The sequence below is a fragment of the Streptomyces sp. NPDC048370 genome (assembly GCF_043200825.1).
Lineage (GTDB): Bacteria > Actinomycetota > Actinomycetes > Streptomycetales > Streptomycetaceae > Streptomyces.
Genome location: NZ_JBICYI010000010.1, coordinates 237,842 through 258,260, shown reverse-complemented (window position 1 = coordinate 258,260; position 20,419 = coordinate 237,842). Strand labels below are relative to the sequence as shown.

Here is a 20,419-nt window from a genome sequence, read left to right as displayed (position 1 = left end):
CCCGTGAGGGAGGCGGGACCCTTCCGTGTTCGGGCCGCGCGAAACTCAGGCCGCGCGGCGCAGACGCTTCGAGCGGGAGTGGAACTCCGCCTCCCGCAGGGCCCGGGTGGCGTTGTCGTGGGAGAGGGCGACCAGGTCAGGGGCGGGCCAGTCGCGGCGGAGGAGCTCGGCGAAGAGCGGGGCGTAGCCGTCGGCCGGCTCGGTGGCGGGCGGGAGGCCCATGGCGTGTGGGAGGCCCATGGCGTGTGGGAGGCCCGTGGTCTGCGCGAGGGCCGTGGCGTGTGGGAGGTCCGTGGCGTGCGCGAGGGCCGTGGCGTGTGGGAGGTCCGTGACGTGCGCGAGGGCCGTGGTGTGGGAGAGGCCCACGCACTGCGGGCCCGCCAGGGCGCGGACGCGGTCGAGGACGTCGGCGGTCGCCGACGGGTCCTCGGTCACGGGGACCATGCAGACGCCGCCGTTCCGGCCCAGGAGGCCGAGGACGTCGTCCGGCAGCTCCCCCGGATCCGCGCGGGTCAGCAGGACCGGGGTCCTGGTGAGCGCGAGGGTGCGGCGAACCGAGTCCGGGTCGGCCCCGGAGAGGTCCACGACGAGGCCCAGGCGGTTCATCTCCCGTACGGCCTCGCGGGCGAAGTCGTCGAAGCGGGTGAGGTTGACCGCCCGTACCCCGAGCGCGTGGTACGCCCGCAGCGCGGCGATCGAGCTGGCAAGGGCCGACCAGCTCACCGGGCCGAGGACCACCGCGACCCGGCCGCAGTTGACGGCGTGAGCCATCTCGGCGGTGGTGGTCGCGAGGCGCAGGTCGTCGGGGCAGGCGTCGACGAGCGCGCGGATACCGTCGATCCGGCGCAGGGTGCCGATGACGTCCGCCGCGTCCTCATCGGGCTCGACGCGCAGGGACCAGAGCTGCGCGCCGGCCTCCGCCGCCCGCACCGGTGGCAGGTCCTCGGGGTCGAACACCCGGGGTGGGTCCGTGTGTCCCTCGACGACGGGCTGCGCGGCGAGAAGTGCCCGCGCACGGGTCAACTCGTCAAGCAGCGGCTCTTGTTCGGCGGCATCGAGCTCGCCGGACGCGGCGCCGGTGTGCTCGACGGCGAAGGGATGGTGATCTTCAAGATCTGCCATGGCGTGACAACTCCGAACTGAACGAGGCAGTACCGTCCACCGTGGCACGGAGCCCCTCGTGAGGGGCGGTGGAGTAGCCCGTTCGGGGGACGGGCCCGGTCCGGCACCGTCCCCCTGTCGCCGCGCCTTGGACGTCGAGAGGCCTACGCGTCCAGGGAGGCGAGCGTCGCGTTCGACGGGCCGCGCCGGGCGCTCAGGTCGCGGGAGACCGCCTCCGCGTCGCGCAGCGCGCGGACCGCGTTGGACCAGGTCAGCTTCGCCAGGTCGGCGTGGGACCAGCCGCGGTGGAGGAGTTCGGCGATCAGGTTCGGGTAGCCCGCGACGTCGTCGAGTCCGGCCGGGGTGAACGCCGTACCGTCGTAGTCGCCGCCGATGCCGATGTGGTCGACGCCCGCCACCTCCCGCATGTGGTCGAGGTGGTCCGCCACCGTCGCCGCCGTGGCGATCGGGCGCGGGTTCTCGGCCTCGAAGGCGCGGTGCAGCTTCATCGCCTCTGCGGTGGTGTCGAGGTGGTGGAAGCCGTGCGCCCGCAGGTTCTCGTCCGCCCGGGCCGTCCACTCCACCGCCGCGGGCAGGATGAACTTCGGTACGAACGTGGCCATCGCGACCCCGCCGTTCGCGGGCAGTTGGGCGAGCACGTCGTCCGGGACGTTCCTCGGGTGGTCGCAGACCGCGAGGGACGAGGAGTGCGAGAAGATCACCGGCGCCACGGAGGTGGCGAGCGCGTCCCGCATCGTCGTCGCGGCGACGTGGCTGAGGTCGACGAGCATGCCGACCCGGTTCATCTCCCGGACGACCTCGTGGCCGAAGGCGGAGAGCCCGCCGACGCCCGGCTCGTCGGTCGCCGAGTCCGCCCAGGGGGTGTTGTCGTTGTGCGTGAGCGTCATGTACCGCACGCCCAGGGTGTGCAACGCGCGCAGCGTGGCGAGGGAGTTGTTGATGGAGTGGCCGCCCTCGGCGCCCTTGAGCGAGGCGATGCGGCCCTGCTTCCGCGCCGCCTCCATGTCGTCCGCCGTCAGGGCGGGGGCCAGCTCGCCCGCGTACCGCTCCAGGAGCTGGTCGACGATGTCGATCTGCTCCAGGGTGGCGCTCACCGCGTCGTCGCCGGTCAGCTCGCACGAGACGTACACCGACCAGAACTGGGCTCCGACGCCGCCGGCGCGCAGCCGGGCGAGGTCGGTGTGGAGCGCGCCGGTCTGGTCGGCGGCGATGTCCAGCCGGTCCAGGTCGTAGCCGACGTGCTTGCGCAGCGCCCAGGGGAGGTCGTTGTGGCCGTCGACGACGGGTGCGGAGGCGAGGAGTTCGAGCGCCTCGGCCAGCCGGTCGGTCGCGCCCGTCCGCTCGCTCACGGTGCCGCCGCTCACTTGGCGAAGCCGAACGACTCCGAGCCCTCGACCTTGGCGCGCAGCCGCTTGCCCTTGTCGGTGGCCTGGTCGTTCAGCTCCTGCTGGAACTCCCGCATGCGGACGAGGAGTTCGGCGTCGTGCGCGGCGAGGATCCGGGCGGCGAGGAGGCCCGCGTTGCGCGCGCCGCCCACCGAGACGGTGGCCACGGGAACGCCCGCCGGCATCTGCACGATGGAGAGCAACGAGTCCATGCCGTCCAGGTACTTGAGCGGGACCGGCACGCCGATCACCGGCAGCGGGGTCACCGAGGCGAGCATGCCCGGGAGGTGGGCGGCGCCGCCGGCGCCCGCGATGATCGCCTTGAGGCCGCGGTCGGCGGCCTGCTCGCCGTACGCGATCATCTCGCGCGGCATCCGGTGGGCGGAGACGACGTCGACCTCGTACGCGATCTCGAACTCGTCCAGGGCCTGGGCCGCGGCCTCCATGACGGGCCAGTCGGAGTCGGATCCCATGACGATGCCTACGACGGGGCTCACAGAGCCGGTCATGCTGCTCACTCGACGATTGTTCCTCTCAGATAGCCGGCGGCGTGACGGGCGCGCTCCAGCACGTCGTCGAGGTCGTCGCCGTAGGTGTTGACGTGGCCGACCTTGCGACCGGGCTTCACGTCCTTGCCGTACATGTGGATCTTGAGCTGGGGGTCCCGGGCCATGCAGTGCAGGTACGCGTAGTACATGTCCGGGTAGTCGCCGCCCAGCACGTTGCACATGACCGTCCACTTCGCGCGCGGGCGGGGGTCGCCCAGCGGGAGGTCGAGTACGGCGCGGACGTGGTTGGCGAACTGCGAGGTGATCGCGCCGTCCTGGGTCCAGTGGCCGGAGTTGTGCGGGCGCATGGCGAGCTCGTTGACGAGGATCCGGCCGTCGCGGGTCTCGAAGAGCTCCACGGCCAGGTGGCCGACGACGTCGAGCTCCTTGGCGATGCGCAGGGCGAGTTCCTGGGCCTGTCCCGCCAGCTCGGCCGAGAGGTTCGGCGCGGGCGCGATCACGGTGTCGCAGACGCCGTCGACCTGCTGGGACTCGACGACCGGGTAGGCGACGGCCTGGCCGTGCGGGGACCGCACGATGTTCGCGGCGAGCTCGCGCGTGAAGTCGACCTTCTCCTCGGCGAGGACCTGGACGCCGGCCCGGAACGGGTCGCGGGCGTCCTCCTCCGTACGCACGAACCAGACGCCCTTGCCGTCGTAGCCGCCGCTCACGGTCTTGAGGATGATCGGGAAGCCCCCCACCTCGGCCGCGAAGGCCGCCGCGTCGGCCGGGTCGGCGACGATGCGGTGGCGGGGGCTCGGCGCACCGATCTCGTCGAGCTTCGCGCGCATCACCCCCTTGTCCTGGGCGTGCACCAGCGCGGCGAGCCCGGGGCGGACGACGACGCCGTCCTCCTCCAGGGCGCGCAGATGACCGGCGGGGACGTGTTCGTGATCGAAAGTGATCACGTCACAGCCGCGCGCAAAGTCACGCAGCGTAGTCAGGTCGCGATAGTCGCCGATGACGACCTCGCTCACCACCTGCGCCGCCGAATCCTGCGGGGTGTCACTGAGCAGCTTGAACTGGATGCCGAGGGGGATGCCCGCCTCGTGGGTCATACGGGCGAGCTGACCGCCACCGACCATGCCGACTACCGGGAACGTCACCCTCCTAGGGTATCCGCACGATGCGTGGAGCCTCCCCCGCCTGTGCTTTACGACAGCGGAAGGGGATTTTCCGTGGTTTGCAATGTCCCCGGGCGGGTCACAGGTGGGCTGGTTAGCATGGCTGGGTTGACGAAACCGAACGGACGGGGCTGGACCATCACCATGAGTGAACGAAGCGCACTACGTGTGCGGCTTGACCGGCTCACGCGTGAGTTCGCCAAGTTCGGGGCGGTCGGCGGTGTCGGCCTGTTGGTGGACCTCGGGGTCTTCAACCTGGTCCGCCATGTCACGGACCTGCCCGTCGTCCGGGCGAGCATCATCGCCACGGTCGTGGCGATCGGCTTCAACTATCTGGGCTTCCGGTACTTCACGTACCGCGACCGCGACAAGAGCCAGCGGACGAAGGAGCTGACGCTCTTCCTGCTGTTCAGCGTGGCAGGCCTGGTGATCCAGAACGGCATCCTGTACGCGGCGACGTACGGCTTCGGCTGGGACACCCCGCTGCAGAGCAACGTCTTCAAGTTCCTCGGGATCGGCGTCGCGACGCTGTTCCGCTTCTGGTCGTACCGCACCTGGGTGTTCCGGACGCTGCCGGCCCGGGAGGCGGTCGAGACCGCCGAATCGTTCCTGGAGCAGGCACCGAACCAGGCGACACGGAAGCAGCCGGACCGGGTGCGCTGAGCGCGGGCGGCCCCTGGGGCCCGCGAGCGCGGCATGATCCGAACGAAAGGGCCTAGCGGACCGGGCGGTCCCGTTCCTCGTCCGTGCGGCTCCTGACCTCGCGGCTCAGGAAGAGCGCGAAGACCGGGGGCTGCTGCTGGAGCAGTTCGAGGCGCCCGCCGTCCGCCTCCGCGAGGTCACGGGCGACGGCGAGGCCGATGCCCGTGGAGCTGCGCCCGCTGACCGCCCGCTCGAAGATCCGCGCGCCGAGGTCGGCGGGGACACCGGGGCCCTCGTCGGTGACCTCGATCACGGACTGGTTGCCGGTGACGCGGGTCCGCAGGGCGACGGTGCCACCGCCGTGCATGAGCGAGTTCTCGATCAGCGCGGCGAGCACCTGGGCCACGGCCCCGGGGGTGCCGACGGCGCGCATGCCCTGCTTGCCCGAGTGGACGATGGCGCGGCCCGCGCTGCGGTAGGCCGGGCGCCACTCCTCGATCTGCTGCTTGATGACCTCGTCGAGGTCGAAGGCGAGGGCGGAGCCCGTGCGGGGGTCGCGGGAGTTCGTGAGCAGCCGCTCGACGACGTCCGTGAGCCGCTCGACCTGCGTGAGCGCGATCGTCGCCTCCTCCTTGACCGTGTCGAGGTCGTCGGCGACGGCGACCTCCTCCAGGCGCATCGAGAGCGCCGTGAGGGGCGTACGGAGCTGGTGCGAGGCGTCGGCGGCGAGCCGGCGCTCGGCGGTGAGCATCCGGGCGATCCGCTCGGCGGAGGCGTCCAGGACGTCGGCGACCCTGTCGAGCTCCGGCACCCCGTACCGCTTGTGGCGCGGGCGCGGGTCGCCCGAGCCGAGGCGCTCGGCGGTCTCGGCGAGGTCGGTGAGCGGGGACGTCAGCTTGTTGGCCTGCCGTACGGCGAGGAGGACGGCGGCCACGACGGCGAGCAGGGCCACGGCGCCGATGATCAGCAGGGTGCGGCCGACCTCGCTGGTGATCGTGGAGCGCGACTCCTCGACGGTGACGGTCTCCCCGCGCTCGCCCTCGGCGGTGCCCCGGATGACGCTGCCCTCGGGGCGGTTGCCGATCTCGATGGGGGCGCGGCCGGGGATCTCGATGAGGGCGTACCGCTTGGCGCCGCTCTGCTCGGCGAGGATGTCGGGGTTGACGGGCTCCCCGCCGAAGAGCCGGCTGTCGACGATGGAGACGAGCCGGAGCGCCTCGGAGTCCACGCTCTCCTGGGCGCTGGAGGAGATCGTGCGCGTCTCGACGATGACGAGGGAGACGCCGAAGACGGCGATGACGACGAGGACCACGGCGAGCGTGGAGTTGATCAGACGACGACGCACGAGGCCCTCCGGGCGGGCGGTGTAGAGGCTGCCCCGAGCCTACGGGGGCCGACCCGACCCCACGCGCACGTCCCGAGCGGGCGGTCCGGGGCGCGGCGCCAGGCCCGGGAGCCCGGCATGATCCGAACGAAAGGCCCTAGCTCTTCTCGAAGCGGAAGCCGACGCCTCGGACCGTCGCGATGTAGCGCGGGTTCGCCGCGTCGTCGCCCAGCTTCTTCCGCAGCCAGGAGATGTGCATGTCGAGCGTCTTCGTCGACGACCACCACGTCGTGTCCCAGACCTCCCGCATCAGCTGGTCGCGGGTGACGACCCGGCCCGCGTCGCGGACGAGGACGCGCAGGAGGTCGAACTCCTTCGCCGTGAGCTGGAGCTCCTCGTCGCCCATCCAGGCGCGGTGCGACTCGACGTCGATGCGGACGCCGTGCGTGGCGGGGGCGACGGCCGGCTCCGTGGCGCCGCGCCGGAGCAGGGCCCGGACCCGGGCGAGGAGTTCGGCGAGCCGGAACGGCTTCGTCACGTAGTCGTCGGCGCCCGCGTCGAGGCCGACCACCGTGTCGACCTCGTCGGCGCGCGCGGTCAGGACGAGGATCGGGACCGCGTGCCCCTCGGAGCGCAGCCGCCGGGCGACCTCCAGGCCGTCCATGCCGGGCAGCCCGAGATCGAGCACCACGAGGTCGACGCCGCCCTGGAGTCCGGCGTCGAGCGCGGTCGGTCCGTCCTCCCGCACCTCGACCTCGTATCCCTCTCTGCGCAGCGCGCGGGCCAGCGGCTCCGAGATGGATGCGTCGTCCTCGGCGAGCAGTACACGGGTCATGGAGTGATGGTAGTCCGCGCCGTCGACGCCCCGGGGCATGATCCACAGGCTGCGGCCGACCCCTGCGCTTCAAGGGCGTTAACCTGCACATGACCTTCGAATAGGGCCCGTTGGTTCCTTCGTCACCTGTGATCCATGTCTCAAGTCCTTCCATATCCGGCACTGTCGTGCCGTATGGTGTCGTGAGTTCTGATGCGGTAATCGGGGACCTTTGGCTCGCTTTGTGCGCCAAGGGTCTCTTTCTGCGCGAGGTCGGCTTCGCCAACCTTGAGAACAGTGAATGACCTGTGGGCCGGGTTCCGGAACGTGATGACGCGGACCGGGGCGTGGATCCCGGCGGGGTGCGACCGCTCCCGCCGGTGCCGGCCTCCCCCACCGGGCGCACCACGCTCACAAGGCGCGCGTCCCGACAGAGCAAGGATCGACATGGCGTCCAGCCTGACGAAGGATTCCCCCGGAACCCCGAGTTCCGAGAACACCTTCTTCGGCCACCCCCGCGGCCTGGCCACTCTCTTCATGACCGAGATGTGGGAACGCTTCTCCTGGTACGGAATGCGCGGCATTCTCGTTCTGTACCTGGTCGCGGGTGTCCTCGATGGCCCTCTCGAAGGGCGTGAGGCGCTGGCCGCCTCCATCTACGGCGTGTACAACGCGGTCGTCTACATGGCCGCGATGCCCGGCGGCTGGGTGGCCGACCGACTCTGGGGCGCGCGCAAGGCCGTCCTCGTCGGCGGCATCGTCATCGCCCTGGGCCACTTCACCCTGGCCATCCCCTCCGACGCGGCCTTCTTCGCGGGCCTCGCGCTCATCGCCGCCGGAACGGGTCTGCTGAAGCCGAACATCTCGGCCATGGTCGGCGGCCTCTACGAGGGTCAGCCGAGCGCCCGCCGCGACGCCGGCTTCACCCTCTTCTACATGTCGATCAACATCGGTGGCATGGCCGCCCCGCTGGTCGTCGGCTACCTGGGCGAGAACGTCAACTGGCACCTCGGCTTCGCCGTCGCGGGTATCGGTATGACGCTCGCCGTCGCGCAGTACATCCTCGGCTCCCGTCACCTCGGTGACGTCGGCAAGGAGCCGGGCACCCCGGCGACGCCGGAGGAGAAGCGCAGTGCGCTGCGCAAGGTCCTGCTGTGGGGCGGACTGGCCGTCGGCGCCCTTCTGGTCGACCTGGCGCTCGGCACGTACGACATCGAGCACATCGTGAACGTGCTCGCGGTCCTCGGCATCGTCGTGCCCGTCGTGTACTTCGTCGCGATGTACCGGAACCCTGCGCTGACCGCCACGGACAAGCCCAAGATCAAGGCGTTCGCGTGGTTCTTCGCCACGGCCGTCCTGTTCTGGATGATCTACGACCAGTCCGGGTCGCTGCTCACCCTCTTCGCGGACAACAAGACCGACCGCCTCATCGGCGGCTGGGAGTTCCCGGCCTCCTGGTACCAGTCGGTGAACCCGGCGATGGTCATCGTCCTGGCGCCGCTCTTCGCCGCGCTGTGGGTCAAGCTCGCCAAGCGCAACCGCGAGCCCAGCGCCCCGATGAAGTTCGCCCTCGCGATGCTCCTCATCGGCGGCTCGTTCGCCATCATGGGCCTCGCGGGCGCCGCCGCGGCCAACAGCGAGACCGGCAAGGTCACCGTCTTCTGGCTGCTGAGCGTCTACCTCGTCCAGACCCTGGGCGAGATGTGCCTCTCGCCGGTCGGCCTGTCCCTGTCGACGAAGCTGGCCCCGAAGCAGTTCGTCGGTCAGATCATGGGTCTGTGGTTCCTGGCCACCGCGACGGGTAACGCCCTGAACGGCTGGACCACCAAGCTCAACGAGCCGTTGGGTGACGCCCTGTACTACTCCCTGTGGGCGGTCGTGGCGGTCGCCGCGGGCCTCACGTTCATGACGGCGGGCAAGAAGATCCGCGCGCTCATGGGCGACGTGCGCTGACACTCGTCCGAACAAGGGTCTGGCCCGGCACACACTGAACGTGTGCCGGGCCAGACCCTTCTCTGTCGAGAGCGCGCCTCGCTCTGTCGAGCGTGCGCCTCGTCGTCGCGCTACTTCGTCTGCGCGCCGAAACCGCGCGGTCAGCGCCGCAGCCGGGCCCACGGGGTGAACGTGAAGACCGCGCCGCCGAGGAGGATCACCGTGCCGGCGACCAGGGCGAGGGCGCGTAGGGCTCCGTCGTTCTCGGCGCCGGTCTCGGCGAGGCCGCCGGGGCCGCCGTCGCCCGAGCCGCCGCCGGCCGCCGCGTCACCGCCGCCCACCGCGCCCCCGTCCACCTTGGACGTGTCGAGCTCGAGGGAGGCCTGGACCGAGCCCTTGACCTGGCAGGGGATCACGATCGGCGAGCCGCCGAGCGAGACGTTGATGGTCAGGGTGCCGGGGCTGAGCGTGGACTTGCCGTTCGCGCCGGGCTTGTACGTGCCCTTCATGTCCGGCAGGTCGACCGGCTTGCCCTGTTCCAGCGGGGCGGAGTTCGCCGGGCCCTCGACCTTGACCGTGCCGCTGTCGGCGCCGCCGAGCTTGACCGCCATGGACGGCTTGAGCGCGCCCGCGGGAAGCGGGGCGGGGCTGTTCATGACGCCCTTGGCGGTCTTGACCGTCAGCTCGTAGTTCCCGCCGCTCTTCTTGGCGTTGATGGTGACCTTGGAGGTGATGCTCGCCGGTCCCGGCGACTGGCAGGCGAACTGGACCGCGACCTCCTTGCCCGGGAAGTCGGTCTGCCCGCCGCCACCGCCGGAGGCGCTGCCTCCGCCGGAGGTCGAGCCGCCGGACGCGGTCGTACCGCCCGAGGACGTCGTGGTCCCGCCGGACGTCGTGGTCCCACCCGACGAGGTCGTACCGCCCGACGTCGTCGTACCGCCCGAGGACGTGCCGCCGCCGCCCTCCGTCACCTTGATCTTCGCGCCGACCGGCACCGCCTCCTTCGGCGCGCACTTCGTGTCCGTCGACATCGGCTTGGAGACGTTGATGTTGTACTTGTCCGGCGTCAGCGTGATCTCGCCGGCCTTCTCCAGCTTCAGCTTGCCCTTCATGTCCGACAGCTTCATCGGGCTGTTCTTCGGGATCGCCGGGTTCGAGCGCGGCCCCTCCATGGCGAGCGTGCCGCTCGCCGCTCCGCCGACCTTGATCGTGCCGGTCGGCTTGACCGTGTCCTTCTCCAGGTCGAGGACGTCGGGGTTCTTGGACGCGGCCTCGACCGTCTTCCAGACGACCTCGACCTCGTCCCCGACCTTCGCCTCCGCCGGCGCGGTGATCTCCACCTTCGTGGTGCCCTGCACCGGTGGGAGGCCGGAGATGGACGGCGGAATGCACTCGGTCTTGTACGAGACCTCGGCCGCCTGCGCGGGGCTGGCGGCCAGCATGATCCCCGCGCCGCCGAGCATCAGCGCGACTCCCGCCGCGCTCATCCTCCGTTGCGTGCTCACTGATGTCCCTTCGTCGTCGGGCTGATCTCTGACGGTGCGGACGGTGCGGAGTCCGGGGTGAACCACGGCAGGACCGTGGTGGCTGTGGTTTCGTCCCGCTCCGGAGCGGGGCGGTGTTCAGGGGTACGTACGAGAGGCGTACGCACGAGAGGGGTACGGACGAGAGGGGTACGGACGAGAGCGCGGCGGCGCCGGTGTCCGGAGCGGGCCCCCGCGGGGGCGCCCGGCCTGACCCGGTCGACGACCGCCATCCCGATCCGGAAGAGCGCGGCCGGGACGACCACGGCGAGCAGCAGCCAGAAGAGCGTCACGCCCCAGGGCCTGCCGACGCCCCACGGCTGGTCGACCAGGACCTTGCCCGCGTACTTCACGGAGACCTCGTAGTCGCCGTGCGCGCCCGCCGACAGTTCGACGGGCAGCTTGATCTGGGCCTTCTTGCCGGGCTCGATCGTGCCGCGCCACTGCCGTTCCTCGTACTGCGGCGAGTAGACGCCGTGGCTGGTGCCGATCTGGAAGAGCGGGTCCTTGACGGGGGTCTGGCCGAGGTTCCCGACGGTGAAGACGACCTCGCGGCGGGCGGGCGCGCCGAACCAGACGAGGACGCCGCTCGAACCTTCGAGCCGTACGGAGGCGAGGACGGCGAGCCGGCCGGTGCCGGTGGCCTCGGGCAGCGGGGCGGTCGGGTGGCCGGCGACCGTGAACGCCACGTCCACGACGTCCTGTTGACCGGTGACGCCCGCGACGTGCACCACGCAGGGGCAGGGCTTGGGCGGTTCGGCGACCGGCATCTTCTGGCTGAAGGCGCCCTTGGCGTCGACGGTCGCCGCGCGGCCGAGGGTGTTGGCGCAGGAGTTGGTGCCGCCGATGACGCCCTTCCCCGGCTCGCCCTGACCGCAGATCAGCAGCATCAGCAGCGCGCCCGGCTTCCAGCCGGCCCCGCTCACGGTGATCTCGCCGCCCTTGCCGCCCTCGCTCTGCGACAGCGCGACGGTCGGCCCGTCCGCCCTCGCCTGGGCGGCGGGCGGGAGCGCCTGGGCGCCGGGCGCGAGCAGGGCGAGGAGCAGGACGGCGAGGACCGCCCCGACGACCGCGACCGCGCGGGGTGCCTCGACGGGCGCCCCGACCGCATCGCGCCGTCCCGTACCGCTCGTTCTCATCGGTCCGCTCCTGCCGTCACGTCCACCAACTGGGCTTGTTCCACCGGGTTCTCGGCCTCTTCGACGGCCCGGGCGCGGCGTCTTCGGAGTGCGAGGGCGGCCGCTCCCGCCGCCGCGACCAGGGCGCCCGTGCCCACGACGGCCGCGCCCGTCGACACGAACACGCGCTCGGCGCGGGCCTCCGCCGGCGTCGCACCGGGGGCGGTCGCGCGGAGGTGGACCGTGACCGAGTCGAGGGCGGGCGGGTCGGGCCAGGGTTCGGTGCGGGTGGCGCTCTCGCCGGGGCGGAGGGTGAGCGGCAGGGCACGGGACGGGCGGTCGAGGACGGTCCCGAACGTGCCGTCGGCGCGTACGGAGAGGCTCGGCGTGAGGACCGTGCTGCCCCGGTTGACCAGGGTGTAGCGCAGGGTGCCCGAGGCGTCGAGCCGTACGTCCTCGACGGTGAGCGCCGCCAGGCTCGGCCCGCTGACCCGCAGGTGGACCGGCACCCGCACCTCGCGCCCGTCCGCCGCCACGGTCACCGTGCCCCGGTGGTCACCGGGGGCGGTGCCGGCGGTCACGGTCACCGCGAAGGGCACGTCCGCCCGTGTCCGCGCCGGGACGGTCACCGTCCGCGCGGCGAAAGCGAGCGGGGTGCCCTGCCCGTCGAGCCGTACCGTGAGCGGTCGCGCGCCCGGGTTGCTGACCGAGAGGGTGTCCTCCAGGACGCTGCCCGCCGCGCCTTCGAGGTAGACGTACGGCCGTTCCTGGGTCGCCCCGGCCGCGCCCGCCGTCCACCCGGAGGCCGGCGTGGGCGTGGGCGCGGGCGCCGCCGCCACGGCTCCGAGCAGCGCGGCGACGGCGGTCACGGTCCCGGCCCACGCCCCCCGCATCAGCGTGCCGTGCGCCGTGTGAGCCAGAGCACGCCGGCCGCGCCGGTCAGGAGCACCGTGCCGCCGAGGGTGCCGAGCGCCGTCGCGGAGTCGAGCGGGCCGGTCCTGGGCAGCTCGCCCCCGCTCGGGGACTCGCCGCCGCCCGAGTCGGAGGAGCCGCCGGAGTCCGAGCCGCCCGGGGCCGTGACCTCCAGTTCGAGGGAGGGCGCGGGGTTGTTCTTCGGCGTACAGACGGCCGCGTCCATGCCGAGCGCGTGGACGGTGAGCAGGCCGGCCGTGAAGGTGACCTTGCCGCTCTTCTTCGGCGTGTACGTGCCCGTCAACTGCCCGATCTTGATGGGGGTGTTGGGCGGGATGGCCTCCGTGTTCGGCGTCCCCTTGACCTTGACCGTCCCCGTGTCGGCGCCGCCCAGCTTCAGCTCGGCGCGCGGGGTCATGACCCCCTTGGGCAGCTCGATCGGACTGTCCGAGACGCCCTTCTCGAAGGACATGGTGATCGTGTACGAGGAGCCGTTCTTGACGGCCTTGATGTCGACGGGCGAGACGGCGCCCTTGGGCCCGATCTTCGTCTCGCAGGCGTAGTTCACGTCGACCACGGCGGCGTGCGCGGCGGGGGCCGAGGCCAGGACCGCCGAGCCCGCCACCGCCGCTGCCAGCGCGGACGCTGTTCTCCTCCGGTACGGCACCTCTAGCACCCCTCACCGCGAAGTTACTGACGGCACATCAGATTGCGCGTCAAGGTACGCCTGGGGCGTTGAGGAGGGAAGACAAAGGGAGGACCGAAGTACGTGCCGATTCCGTGTTCCGGCACCACAGTCCGTACGCAAGTGCTAGGGAGTGTCCAGCGGATCATGCCGGGCCGATCCGGCCTGATCCGAACGAAGGCCCCTAGGAGGGTGCCGCCAGTTCGGCCCAGACCGTCTTGCCGGGGGCGCCCGCCGTGCGCTCGATGCCCCAGTCGAGGCAGAGCCGCTGGACGATGAACATGCCGTGCCCGCCGGGCCGCGCGGCCCGGTGCGGGGTGCGCGGCGCGGGCTGCCCCGCGCCACGGTCGGCGACTTCGAGGCGCAGCACCTTGGCCCGGCGCACCACGCGCAGCGCCTCGGGGCCCTCGGCGTGCAGACAGGCGTTGGTCACGAGCTCGGAGACGACGAGCAGGACGTCCTCGGCGGCCGCCCTGGCGTCGGCGGTCGCGGCCGGCAGCCAGCCCCAGTCGTACAGCGCGGTCCTGGTGAAGTCGCGGGCGAGCGGAACGGTGCCGCTGGTGGCGCCGAGCGCGAGCGTGCGTACATCGAGCACGGCGGAGCCCACGACGGGACCCACCGACTCCTCGACATCCCTGCCACCGGCAGTGTCCATCAGCGCTTTCACCTCACCGATTCACCAGACAGATTCACCAGACAACGGACGAAACCGGGGCTCTCCTTCCCGGTCCTCTCCTGACGACACCCGTCACGTTCTAGTCGGGCAGTGCCGCCGCGAGCGTTTCGTGCACGGTGAAGACGACGTCCGCACCGGTGATCTCGAAGACCCTGGCCACCACCGGCCGCATCCCCGTCAGATGGACCCCTCCTCCCGCGGCCTCGGCCTTCAGCCGGGCCCCGAGGAGCACGTTGAGGCCGGTGGAGTCGCAGAAGTCGAGCTGTGAGCAGTCGACGACGAGCCGTGACCGGCCCGCGTCGAGCGCGCGGTCGAGTGGCGCACGCAACACGTCGGCCGTGTGGTGATCGAGCTCACCCACCGGGGTGACGACCTCACTCGCCCCCACGGTGCGGACCTCGACCCGCAGCCTCCCTGGCTGCGCGCTGCCGATGTGGTGGCGGTCCATGCCCGTGCCTCTTTCGCTCTCGCGGATGCCGGTTGACGTGCCTCGAACCATACAAGTGTCACGTCAACGCTTGCACCCGAACACCGCAACATACTCCGGCAAATCGGACAATTGACACTTGCAAGCTTGTGGGTCGAGCGGGTAGGGCTAGTAGAGAACATTCGATACGGCCGGCTTGGAGGCGCCGCAAACCGCAGCAGGAAGAGACGATGGAGGAGACCATGTCACCCCGGCTCGACGCACCGCGTACCCCCGACGCGCCGTCGGCAGAAGCAACTCCGCCCCCCACCCTCGAAGACCTTCCCGAGATCCAGGCGATCTCCGAGATCGGGCCCTTCGACCAGGTCGACCCGCTGGACGCGCGGGCACTGTCGAAGACGCTCTTCGCCCGACTCGACGCTCTCGAAGAGGGCACGCACGAGCACGCGTACGTCCGCAACACCCTGGTCGAACTCAACCTCGCCCTGGTCAAGTTCGCCGCCTCCCGGTTCCGCTCCCGCAGCGAGCCCATGGAGGACATCATCCAGGTCGGCACGATCGGTCTCATCAAGGCCATCGACCGCTTCGAACTGGTCCGGGGCGTCGAGTTCCCCACCTTCGCGATGCCGACGATCGTCGGCGAGATCAAGCGCTTCTTCCGCGACACCTCGTGGTCCGTGCGCGTTCCGCGAAGGCTCCAGGAGCTCCGCCTGGACCTCGCCAAGGCCGGTGACGAGCTGGCCCAGCGCCTCGACCGCGCCCCCACGGTCGCCGAACTCGCCGAGGAGCTCGAGCTGAGCCGCGACGAGGTCGTCGAGGGCATGGCCGCCAGCAACGCGTACACCGCGAGCTCGCTGGACGCCCAGCCCGAGGAGGACGAGGGCGAGGGCGCGCTCGCCGACCGGATCGGCTACGAGGACCACGGCATCGAGGGCATCGAGTACATCGAGTCCCTCAAGCCGATGATCGCCTCGCTGCCGCCCCGGGACCGACAGATCCTCTCGCTGCGCTTCGTCGCCGGCATGACCCAGTCGGAGATCGGCGAGGAGCTCGGCATCTCCCAGATGCACGTCTCCCGTCTCCTTTCGCGGACGCTGACGCGGCTGCGCAAGGGGCTGACCCTGGAGGAGTGACCTCCGCCGGCGGCTCTCCCCCGCGCTCCGGCGCACTCCGTTTCCGGGCACCCCAAGTGACCTGTGGAAAGGGCCTGTTCTTCACCGGACAGGCCCTTCCGCGTTATTGACGGGTCGCCCGGAATGGGACACATTGGGCCGGGGTTCAGGGGGGAATCGCATGGTTTCTGCGTACGCGGAACTGGAAGAGCGCATGCGCGGCCGGCTCGGGGGCAGAGAGTGCCTCCACGTGCCGTCGTGCCGCTTCGGTCTCTATCTCGCACTGCGCCACTGGTGCGCGCCCGGCGGCCGGGTCCTGATGTCGCCGGTCAACGACGACGTCATCTTCTTCGTGGTCCTCGCCGCCGGGCTGCGCCCGGTCCAGGCGCCGCTGGACCCGCGCGACGGCTCGATCGACACCGCCGCCGTGCCCGAGTCCGTCTGGCGCGGCCTCTCGGCCGTACTGACCACCAATCTGTACGGGAATCCCGACCCGGCTCCCGAACTCCGGGCCCGCTGCGACGCGTTGGGCATCCCGCTCCTGGAGGACGCGGCCCACGCCATCGGCTCGCGGGTCGCCGGCCGCGCGGTCGGCACCTGGGGCGAGGCGTCCGTGTTCAGCCTCTCCAAGCACACCGGGGCGAAGACGGGCGGCTTCCTGACCTTCGCCGACCCGGCGCTCCGGGCCGAACTGGCCGCCGCACGCGACGAGTTGCTGCACCCGCCCCGCACGACCGCCGAACTGACCTATCTCGTACGGCCGTACGCCGAGGCCACCGTCCGCGCGCTGCGGCTCGTGAAGGCCGCGCACGCCACGCTGCGGCTGCTCGGGCAGCAGGAGCGCGAGGAGATCCGGATGCCGCTGCGGGCGCGCGAGTTGAAGCAGGCCCTCGCCTCCGCGCCGGGGCTCACGCCCTTCCACCCCTGGGTCCGCGTCGACATGCACGACTACCGCCTCGGCCCCGGCGCGGCCCGGCTGCGCCGTACGGGACGCCTGCTGGCCCGCCTGGACACGACGCTCGCCGCCCACCGGGCGGGGACGGAACGGCTGCTCGCGAGCGAGTGGGGGCCCGGGGCCGATCCGGGCGCGGACGGGCTCCAGCCACTGTTCCGGGTCCCGCTGCTCGTCGACGACCGGGAGGCGGCCGTCGCCGCGCTCGCCCGGCGCAGGATCGTCACCGGGTACCTGTACGACCCGCCGCTCGACACGTACGCGGGCGAGGTCTTCACCGACCCCTCCCCCGCCCCTGAGCCGGCGACCTGGTTCGCCCGCCACGCCCTGCCGGTGGACCCGCGGCGGGCGGCCGAGGTGCTCGGAACCCTGCGCGCGGCGGGCGTCCGGCCGGTGCGGTACGGCGACCGTGGCTGACGCCGTCCGGCTGCGCAGGCCGGATGGGCCCCCGGAGCGGAAGGGCTCCGCGGTGCGGGACCTCGACGGGTCGGGCGGGTCCGGCGGGTCGGGGGGCGGGTCGGGGGGCTCCGACGCGTCGGGCGGGTCCGACGTGTCCGGCGGGGACTCCATGTTCCGGAACGCGTACGCGCTCATGCTGTCCACCGGCGTCTCGGCCGCCCTCGGGCTCGGCTTCTGGCTGGTCGCCGCCCGCTACTACTCGGAGGAGGCGGTCGGGCAGGGCTCCGCCGCCATCGCCGCACAGCGCCTGCTCGCCTCCATCACCGCGACGACGATGATCGGCGCCGTCGTCCGCTACGTCCCCCGGGCCGGCCGCGCCACCGGCCCCCTGGTCGGCCGGGTCTACCTGGTCAGCTCCGTCGTCGTCGCGCTGGCCTGCGGGGCCTTCCTGCTCACCCTGGACTGGTGGGGCCCGTCGTACGCGCCGCTCGGCTCGCTCTCCGCCGGGCTCTTCTTCACCGCCTCCTGCGTCGGCTGGGCGCTCCTCACCCTCCAGGACGGCGTCCTCACCGGGCTCAGACGCGCCTTCTGGGTGCCCGTGGGCAACGCCGGCTTCTCCATCGGCAAGCTGCTCCTGCTCGCCGCCTTCGCCACCACCATGCCGGTCCTCGGCGTCTTCGTGTCCTGGTCGGCGGCGATCGCCCTGTCCGTCGTACCGCTCGGCTGGCTCGTCTTCCGCCGCCTCATCCCCCGGCAGGCCCGCGCCGACGCCGACCGCGAGCCGCCCGCCATGCGCGAGATCGGCCGCTTCATGGCCGGGGACTCCGTCGGTGCGCTGTTCAGCCTCGCCATGATCAACCTGCTGCCGGTGATGGTCGCCGTGCGCTTCGACGCGGCGCACAACGCGTTCTTCTACACCGCGTACACCGTCGGCGGCACGATGGAGTTCATGGCCATCAACATGGCCTCCTCGCTCACCGCGCACGCCTCCCACAGCCCGGAGTCGCTCGCCGAGGGCGTGCGCGGGGCGCTGCGGCGCATGGCGCTGCTGCTCGTCCCCGTCGTCGTGTTCCTCGTCGTCTTCGCGCCGTACATCCTCGCGCCGTTCGGCTCCGACTACGCCGAGCACGGTACGACGGTGCTGCGCCTGCTCGCCGCCGCCGCGCTCCCTCGGGTCGCCGTCGAGCTGTACATCGGCGTGCTGCGCGTCCAGGGGCGTACGGGCGCGCTCGCCGTGCTCCAGGGGGCGATGTGCGTACTCGTCCTGGGCAGCGCGGCGCTGCTCCTCGGCCCCGTCGGGATCTCGGGCGCCGGCCTCGCGATGCTCGGCTCGATGACCCTGATGGCGGCGGCCTCGGCGCCCGGGCTGCGCAGGGCCCTGAAGGGCGGCCGCAAGGAGGTCGAGTACGGCACGAGCTGGGCGCGGCGGGCCGCCGAGCAGGGGTGGGCGCCGCAGGGCGCCTCGGCGGACACGGTGACGCCGGCACTCGGCCTGCCGGTGTACGTTCCGGCACGCCCGCCGAGCGCTCGGGCGGACGGGGACGGTCGCGGGACCGGGCACGGGGACGGCGACGGGGACGGGGACGGCGACGGCCGGGAGGACCGGCCCGGGACGGTGCTATGGCTGCTGCTCGGACTCGCCACCGCGCTCTTCTGGCTACCGCTCGCCCACACGGACGCGGTCGCCGCGGACCGGCTCTCCGGTACGGAACTGATCGCGGCGCTCCCGCCGGTCACGCTCGGAGCCGGGATCCTGCTGGTCGCCCTGCACGCGGCGGCGGTGGCGCGCCGCCAGGTGCGGCGCCTCTACGCCGCGACGGTCCTGGCCACCACCTTCCTGGCCCTGCACGTCGCGCCGCCCCTCCTGGGCCTCCGCCCGGAGGAAGCGGCGGGCCCCGGCGCGACCCTGGCCCCCGCCTTCGTCCCCACCGACGCCCTCACGGCCCTGCCGATCGCCCTCCAGGCCCTCTGCCTGGCCCTGGCGGCGCTCCTCCTCCGCACCCTCGGCACGAGCGTCCGGCTCACGGCATGCGCGGTCTGGATCCTGACCTGGGCAGGCTGGGCAGCCCAACACACCTTCGCCGACGCCCCCCTACCCATCCTCCTGGGCATGTCCGGCGCCACGATGACGGCCCTCGCGGTCCGGGGCCTGCGGGGCGCCGGGCGCCGTTCCGGAGGCGGATGACCTTCAGACGACCTTGCGCAGGAGTACGAGCCAGCGCTCGCTCTCCAGGTTGTCGACCCGCTCGAACTTCCAGGTCTCGTCCCTTACGGGGAACATGTCGCCCACGTGCAGGGTGTGCGTGTGCTCGGCGTCGGCCGCGACCAAGAGCTGGATGCTGAGCGGCTCATCGGCCGGAGCGTAGAGGTGGATCACCGAGAACCGGGCGTTGTCCGAGTCCCCGACCACTCGGGGCCACAGCCAGACTTCGTTGATCATGTTCCTATCCCATCGTGGTGAACTGGCCACTGAAATTGGCCCTGAGTTCCTTCGCCGTGAGCGGCTTCGGATCGTTGATGTTGTGCGGATTGTGCAGATGGATGAGCCCGCGATCGTCCACGCGGGTCACCTCGTACACATGGCCGTCCACAAGATTGTTGGGGAGAGGGCGCTCGTCCTTCTCGATCTTTCGTGTGCCGATCAGGATCGGGCAGCCCGCGTCGAGCTTCTCCCGGAACATGGTGAGCAGCTGACGTTCCGGGCTGACGCCGTTCATGTCGAACCCCGTGGGGATGTCGTCGGTGTAGGCCGGCCGCCCCGTGAGCTGGGTCAGCATCTCGGCACGGTGACCCGCCCGGGTGCCCAGGTCGAGCCGTTCGTAGCCGGATGCCTGCCCGGGGCGGTCTCCCTCCCAGGTCTGGTCCACTCCCGCGAAGGCCTTCTCCAGGACGGCGGGCCAGGCGACGTCCTCGGCGCCCGCACGGGCGTAGGCGGGCTTGTCCGGCCGGTCGTACTGGACGACCAGCTCCGGGGTGACCGTGAGAACGGTGACAGCGCCATTTGGTTCGCAGCGGGTCCAGTCGGCGCTGTAGGACTTCGTCACCTGATGGAGAGTCACCTCGTAAGTGCCGTCTTCGTTCTCCTTGACGCACTCCGAGATCGCCTCCGGAAGATGCGAGGCAACAGCACCCATGGTGGCGATCACGCCACAGTCCCCGAGCCTTCCCTGCTCCGTCTGCTCACGCCTGAGCTCTCCGTCGAACAGCGGGGCGCGCTGCCCGTCAGGGCGGTCCAGAGGCGTGCCGTACTCGAAGAGGGTCACACCGACTTCCGGGATCTCCATGGCGTTGAAGTCCGGCCGGTCCACGGTGGTGTACCTGTCGACCGGCCCATCCGCCGGCTCGCGCAGTCCGGCGACGGTGTCGCGCAGCTTCGAGAAGACGTCACCCAGGAAGGCACGTTCGGGCTCCGGACCGGCCTCGGCCGTGTCGCGGCCATTGTCGGCCGGGTCCGCATCGGCCTCCGGTTCGGCCGGCTCGCCCTGCGCTTCGGGTTCCTCCGGCGCATCGGGTTCCTCCGGATCCGCCGGCCGTTCCGGCTCCCCGGGCCCCTCAGGCTCCCCGGGCTCGTCCGGCTCGCCGGGCTCAACCGGCTCCTCGCCCGCGTCAGGGGCCTCAAACGCCGCGTCGGGCAAGGGCGGCGTCTCCGGCGCCTTCGTCTCCGTGCCGCGTTCGGCCGTGCCCAGCTCGCTCATACCGCCCCGTCCGTCCCCCTCGGCCACCG

The 20,419-nt window shown here is 71.7% G+C and carries 20 protein-coding genes; 6 read left to right on the top strand and 14 right to left on the bottom strand.

Going from position 1 to position 20,419, the window contains the following annotated elements:
• Positions 1-45: 45 nt before the first annotated feature.
• The gene (locus ACGFYP_RS22770; RefSeq protein WP_393496406.1) at positions 46-957 is read right to left on the bottom strand and encodes a membrane dipeptidase; all 912 of its coding nucleotides are present in this window, start codon (positions 955-957) and stop codon (positions 46-48) included.
• A 15-nt stretch (positions 958-972) separates the two neighbouring features.
• On the opposite strand from ACGFYP_RS22770, the gene ACGFYP_RS22765 reads away from it, so the two are divergent.
• Complete coding sequence (locus tag ACGFYP_RS22765; protein ID WP_393496403.1) at positions 973-1,143, top strand: hypothetical protein; 171 nt, start codon at positions 973-975, stop codon at positions 1,141-1,143.
• A 122-nt stretch (positions 1,144-1,265) separates the two neighbouring features.
• Here the strand turns inward: ACGFYP_RS22765 and ACGFYP_RS22760 are convergent, their stop codons facing one another.
• From ACGFYP_RS22760 to ACGFYP_RS22750, 3 genes are read right to left on the bottom strand one after another with little or no spacing between them, the layout of a single operon-like run.
• Entirely contained in the window at positions 1,266-2,486 is a 1,221-nt protein-coding gene (locus ACGFYP_RS22760; protein WP_393496399.1) for a dipeptidase, read from the bottom strand.
• Complete coding sequence (purE, locus tag ACGFYP_RS22755) at positions 2,483-3,016, bottom strand: 5-(carboxyamino)imidazole ribonucleotide mutase (protein WP_361961049.1); 534 nt, start codon at positions 3,014-3,016, stop codon at positions 2,483-2,485. The genes ACGFYP_RS22760 and purE overlap by 4 nt, the downstream gene beginning before the upstream one ends.
• Positions 3,017-3,021: 5 nt before the next feature.
• Positions 3,022-4,161, bottom strand: coding sequence for a 5-(carboxyamino)imidazole ribonucleotide synthase (locus tag ACGFYP_RS22750; protein WP_393496395.1), 1,140 nt, complete (start codon positions 4,159-4,161; stop codon positions 3,022-3,024).
• Between the two features lie 162 nt (positions 4,162-4,323).
• Between ACGFYP_RS22750 and ACGFYP_RS22745 the strand changes: the two genes are divergently transcribed.
• Complete coding sequence (locus ACGFYP_RS22745) at positions 4,324-4,842, top strand: GtrA family protein (RefSeq protein WP_393496392.1); 519 nt, start codon at positions 4,324-4,326, stop codon at positions 4,840-4,842.
• Positions 4,843-4,894: 52 nt separating this feature from the next.
• On the opposite strand, the gene ACGFYP_RS22740 is transcribed toward ACGFYP_RS22745, so the two are convergent.
• Entirely contained in the window at positions 4,895-6,166 is a 1,272-nt protein-coding gene (locus ACGFYP_RS22740) for an ATP-binding protein (protein WP_361961055.1), read from the bottom strand.
• A 136-nt stretch (positions 6,167-6,302) separates the two neighbouring features.
• Entirely contained in the window at positions 6,303-6,980 is a 678-nt protein-coding gene (locus ACGFYP_RS22735; RefSeq protein WP_393496388.1) for a response regulator transcription factor, read from the bottom strand.
• A gap of 426 nt (positions 6,981-7,406) precedes the next feature.
• On the opposite strand from ACGFYP_RS22735, the gene ACGFYP_RS22730 reads away from it, so the two are divergent.
• Entirely contained in the window at positions 7,407-8,912 is a 1,506-nt protein-coding gene (locus ACGFYP_RS22730) for a peptide MFS transporter (protein WP_393496384.1), read from the top strand.
• A 140-nt stretch (positions 8,913-9,052) separates the two neighbouring features.
• Here the strand turns inward: ACGFYP_RS22730 and ACGFYP_RS22725 are convergent, their stop codons facing one another.
• The 6 genes from ACGFYP_RS22725 to ACGFYP_RS22700 form a co-directional block, all read right to left on the bottom strand.
• A complete protein-coding gene (locus ACGFYP_RS22725; RefSeq protein WP_393496381.1) occupies positions 9,053-10,378 on the bottom strand; it encodes a hypothetical protein in 1,326 nt (441 codons plus the stop codon).
• Positions 10,379-10,392: 14 nt separating this feature from the next.
• Positions 10,393-11,553 (bottom strand): hypothetical protein, encoded by a 1,161-nt coding sequence (locus tag ACGFYP_RS22720; RefSeq protein WP_393496378.1) that lies wholly within the window; start codon positions 11,551-11,553, stop codon positions 10,393-10,395.
• On the bottom strand, positions 11,550-12,401 hold the full coding sequence (locus ACGFYP_RS22715; protein WP_393496375.1) for a hypothetical protein: 852 nt from the start codon (positions 12,399-12,401) through the stop codon (positions 11,550-11,552). Before ACGFYP_RS22715 ends, ACGFYP_RS22720 begins: the two co-directional genes overlap by 4 nt.
• A 23-nt stretch (positions 12,402-12,424) precedes the next feature.
• The gene (locus ACGFYP_RS22710) at positions 12,425-13,111 is read right to left on the bottom strand and encodes a peptidase (RefSeq protein ID WP_393496372.1); all 687 of its coding nucleotides are present in this window, start codon (positions 13,109-13,111) and stop codon (positions 12,425-12,427) included.
• Between the two features lie 202 nt (positions 13,112-13,313).
• The gene (locus ACGFYP_RS22705; RefSeq protein ID WP_393496369.1) at positions 13,314-13,784 is read right to left on the bottom strand and encodes an ATP-binding protein; all 471 of its coding nucleotides are present in this window, start codon (positions 13,782-13,784) and stop codon (positions 13,314-13,316) included.
• Positions 13,785-13,884: 100 nt separating this feature from the next.
• Complete coding sequence (locus tag ACGFYP_RS22700; protein WP_361961069.1) at positions 13,885-14,253, bottom strand: STAS domain-containing protein; 369 nt, start codon at positions 14,251-14,253, stop codon at positions 13,885-13,887.
• Between the two features lie 209 nt (positions 14,254-14,462).
• On the opposite strand from ACGFYP_RS22700, the gene ACGFYP_RS22695 reads away from it, so the two are divergent.
• The 3 genes from ACGFYP_RS22695 to ACGFYP_RS22685 all read left to right on the top strand — a co-directional run bounded on the left by ACGFYP_RS22695 (position 14,463) and on the right by ACGFYP_RS22685 (position 18,880).
• Positions 14,463-15,365: an RNA polymerase sigma factor SigF gene (locus tag ACGFYP_RS22695; RefSeq protein WP_393496365.1), complete on the top strand. Its 903-nt coding sequence runs from the start codon at positions 14,463-14,465 to the stop codon at positions 15,363-15,365.
• A gap of 193 nt (positions 15,366-15,558) precedes the next feature.
• Positions 15,559-16,713 (top strand): DegT/DnrJ/EryC1/StrS family aminotransferase, encoded by a 1,155-nt coding sequence (locus tag ACGFYP_RS22690; protein ID WP_393496516.1) that lies wholly within the window; start codon positions 15,559-15,561, stop codon positions 16,711-16,713.
• On the top strand, positions 16,706-18,880 hold the full coding sequence (locus ACGFYP_RS22685; protein ID WP_393496362.1) for a lipopolysaccharide biosynthesis protein: 2,175 nt from the start codon (positions 16,706-16,708) through the stop codon (positions 18,878-18,880). The genes ACGFYP_RS22690 and ACGFYP_RS22685 overlap by 8 nt, the downstream gene beginning before the upstream one ends.
• A 3-nt stretch (positions 18,881-18,883) precedes the next feature.
• Here ACGFYP_RS22685 and ACGFYP_RS22680 read toward each other — a convergent pair whose 3' ends face one another.
• Both ACGFYP_RS22680 and ACGFYP_RS22675 read right to left on the bottom strand, forming a co-directional pair.
• Positions 18,884-19,135 carry a DUF6406 domain-containing protein gene (locus tag ACGFYP_RS22680; protein WP_393496359.1) on the bottom strand — a complete coding sequence of 84 codons (252 nt, stop codon included), beginning with the start codon at positions 19,133-19,135 and terminating at the stop codon, positions 18,884-18,886.
• A gap of 4 nt (positions 19,136-19,139) precedes the next feature.
• Complete coding sequence (locus ACGFYP_RS22675) at positions 19,140-20,390, bottom strand: C2 family cysteine protease (protein ID WP_393496356.1); 1,251 nt, start codon at positions 20,388-20,390, stop codon at positions 19,140-19,142.
• Positions 20,391-20,419 lie beyond the last annotated feature (29 nt).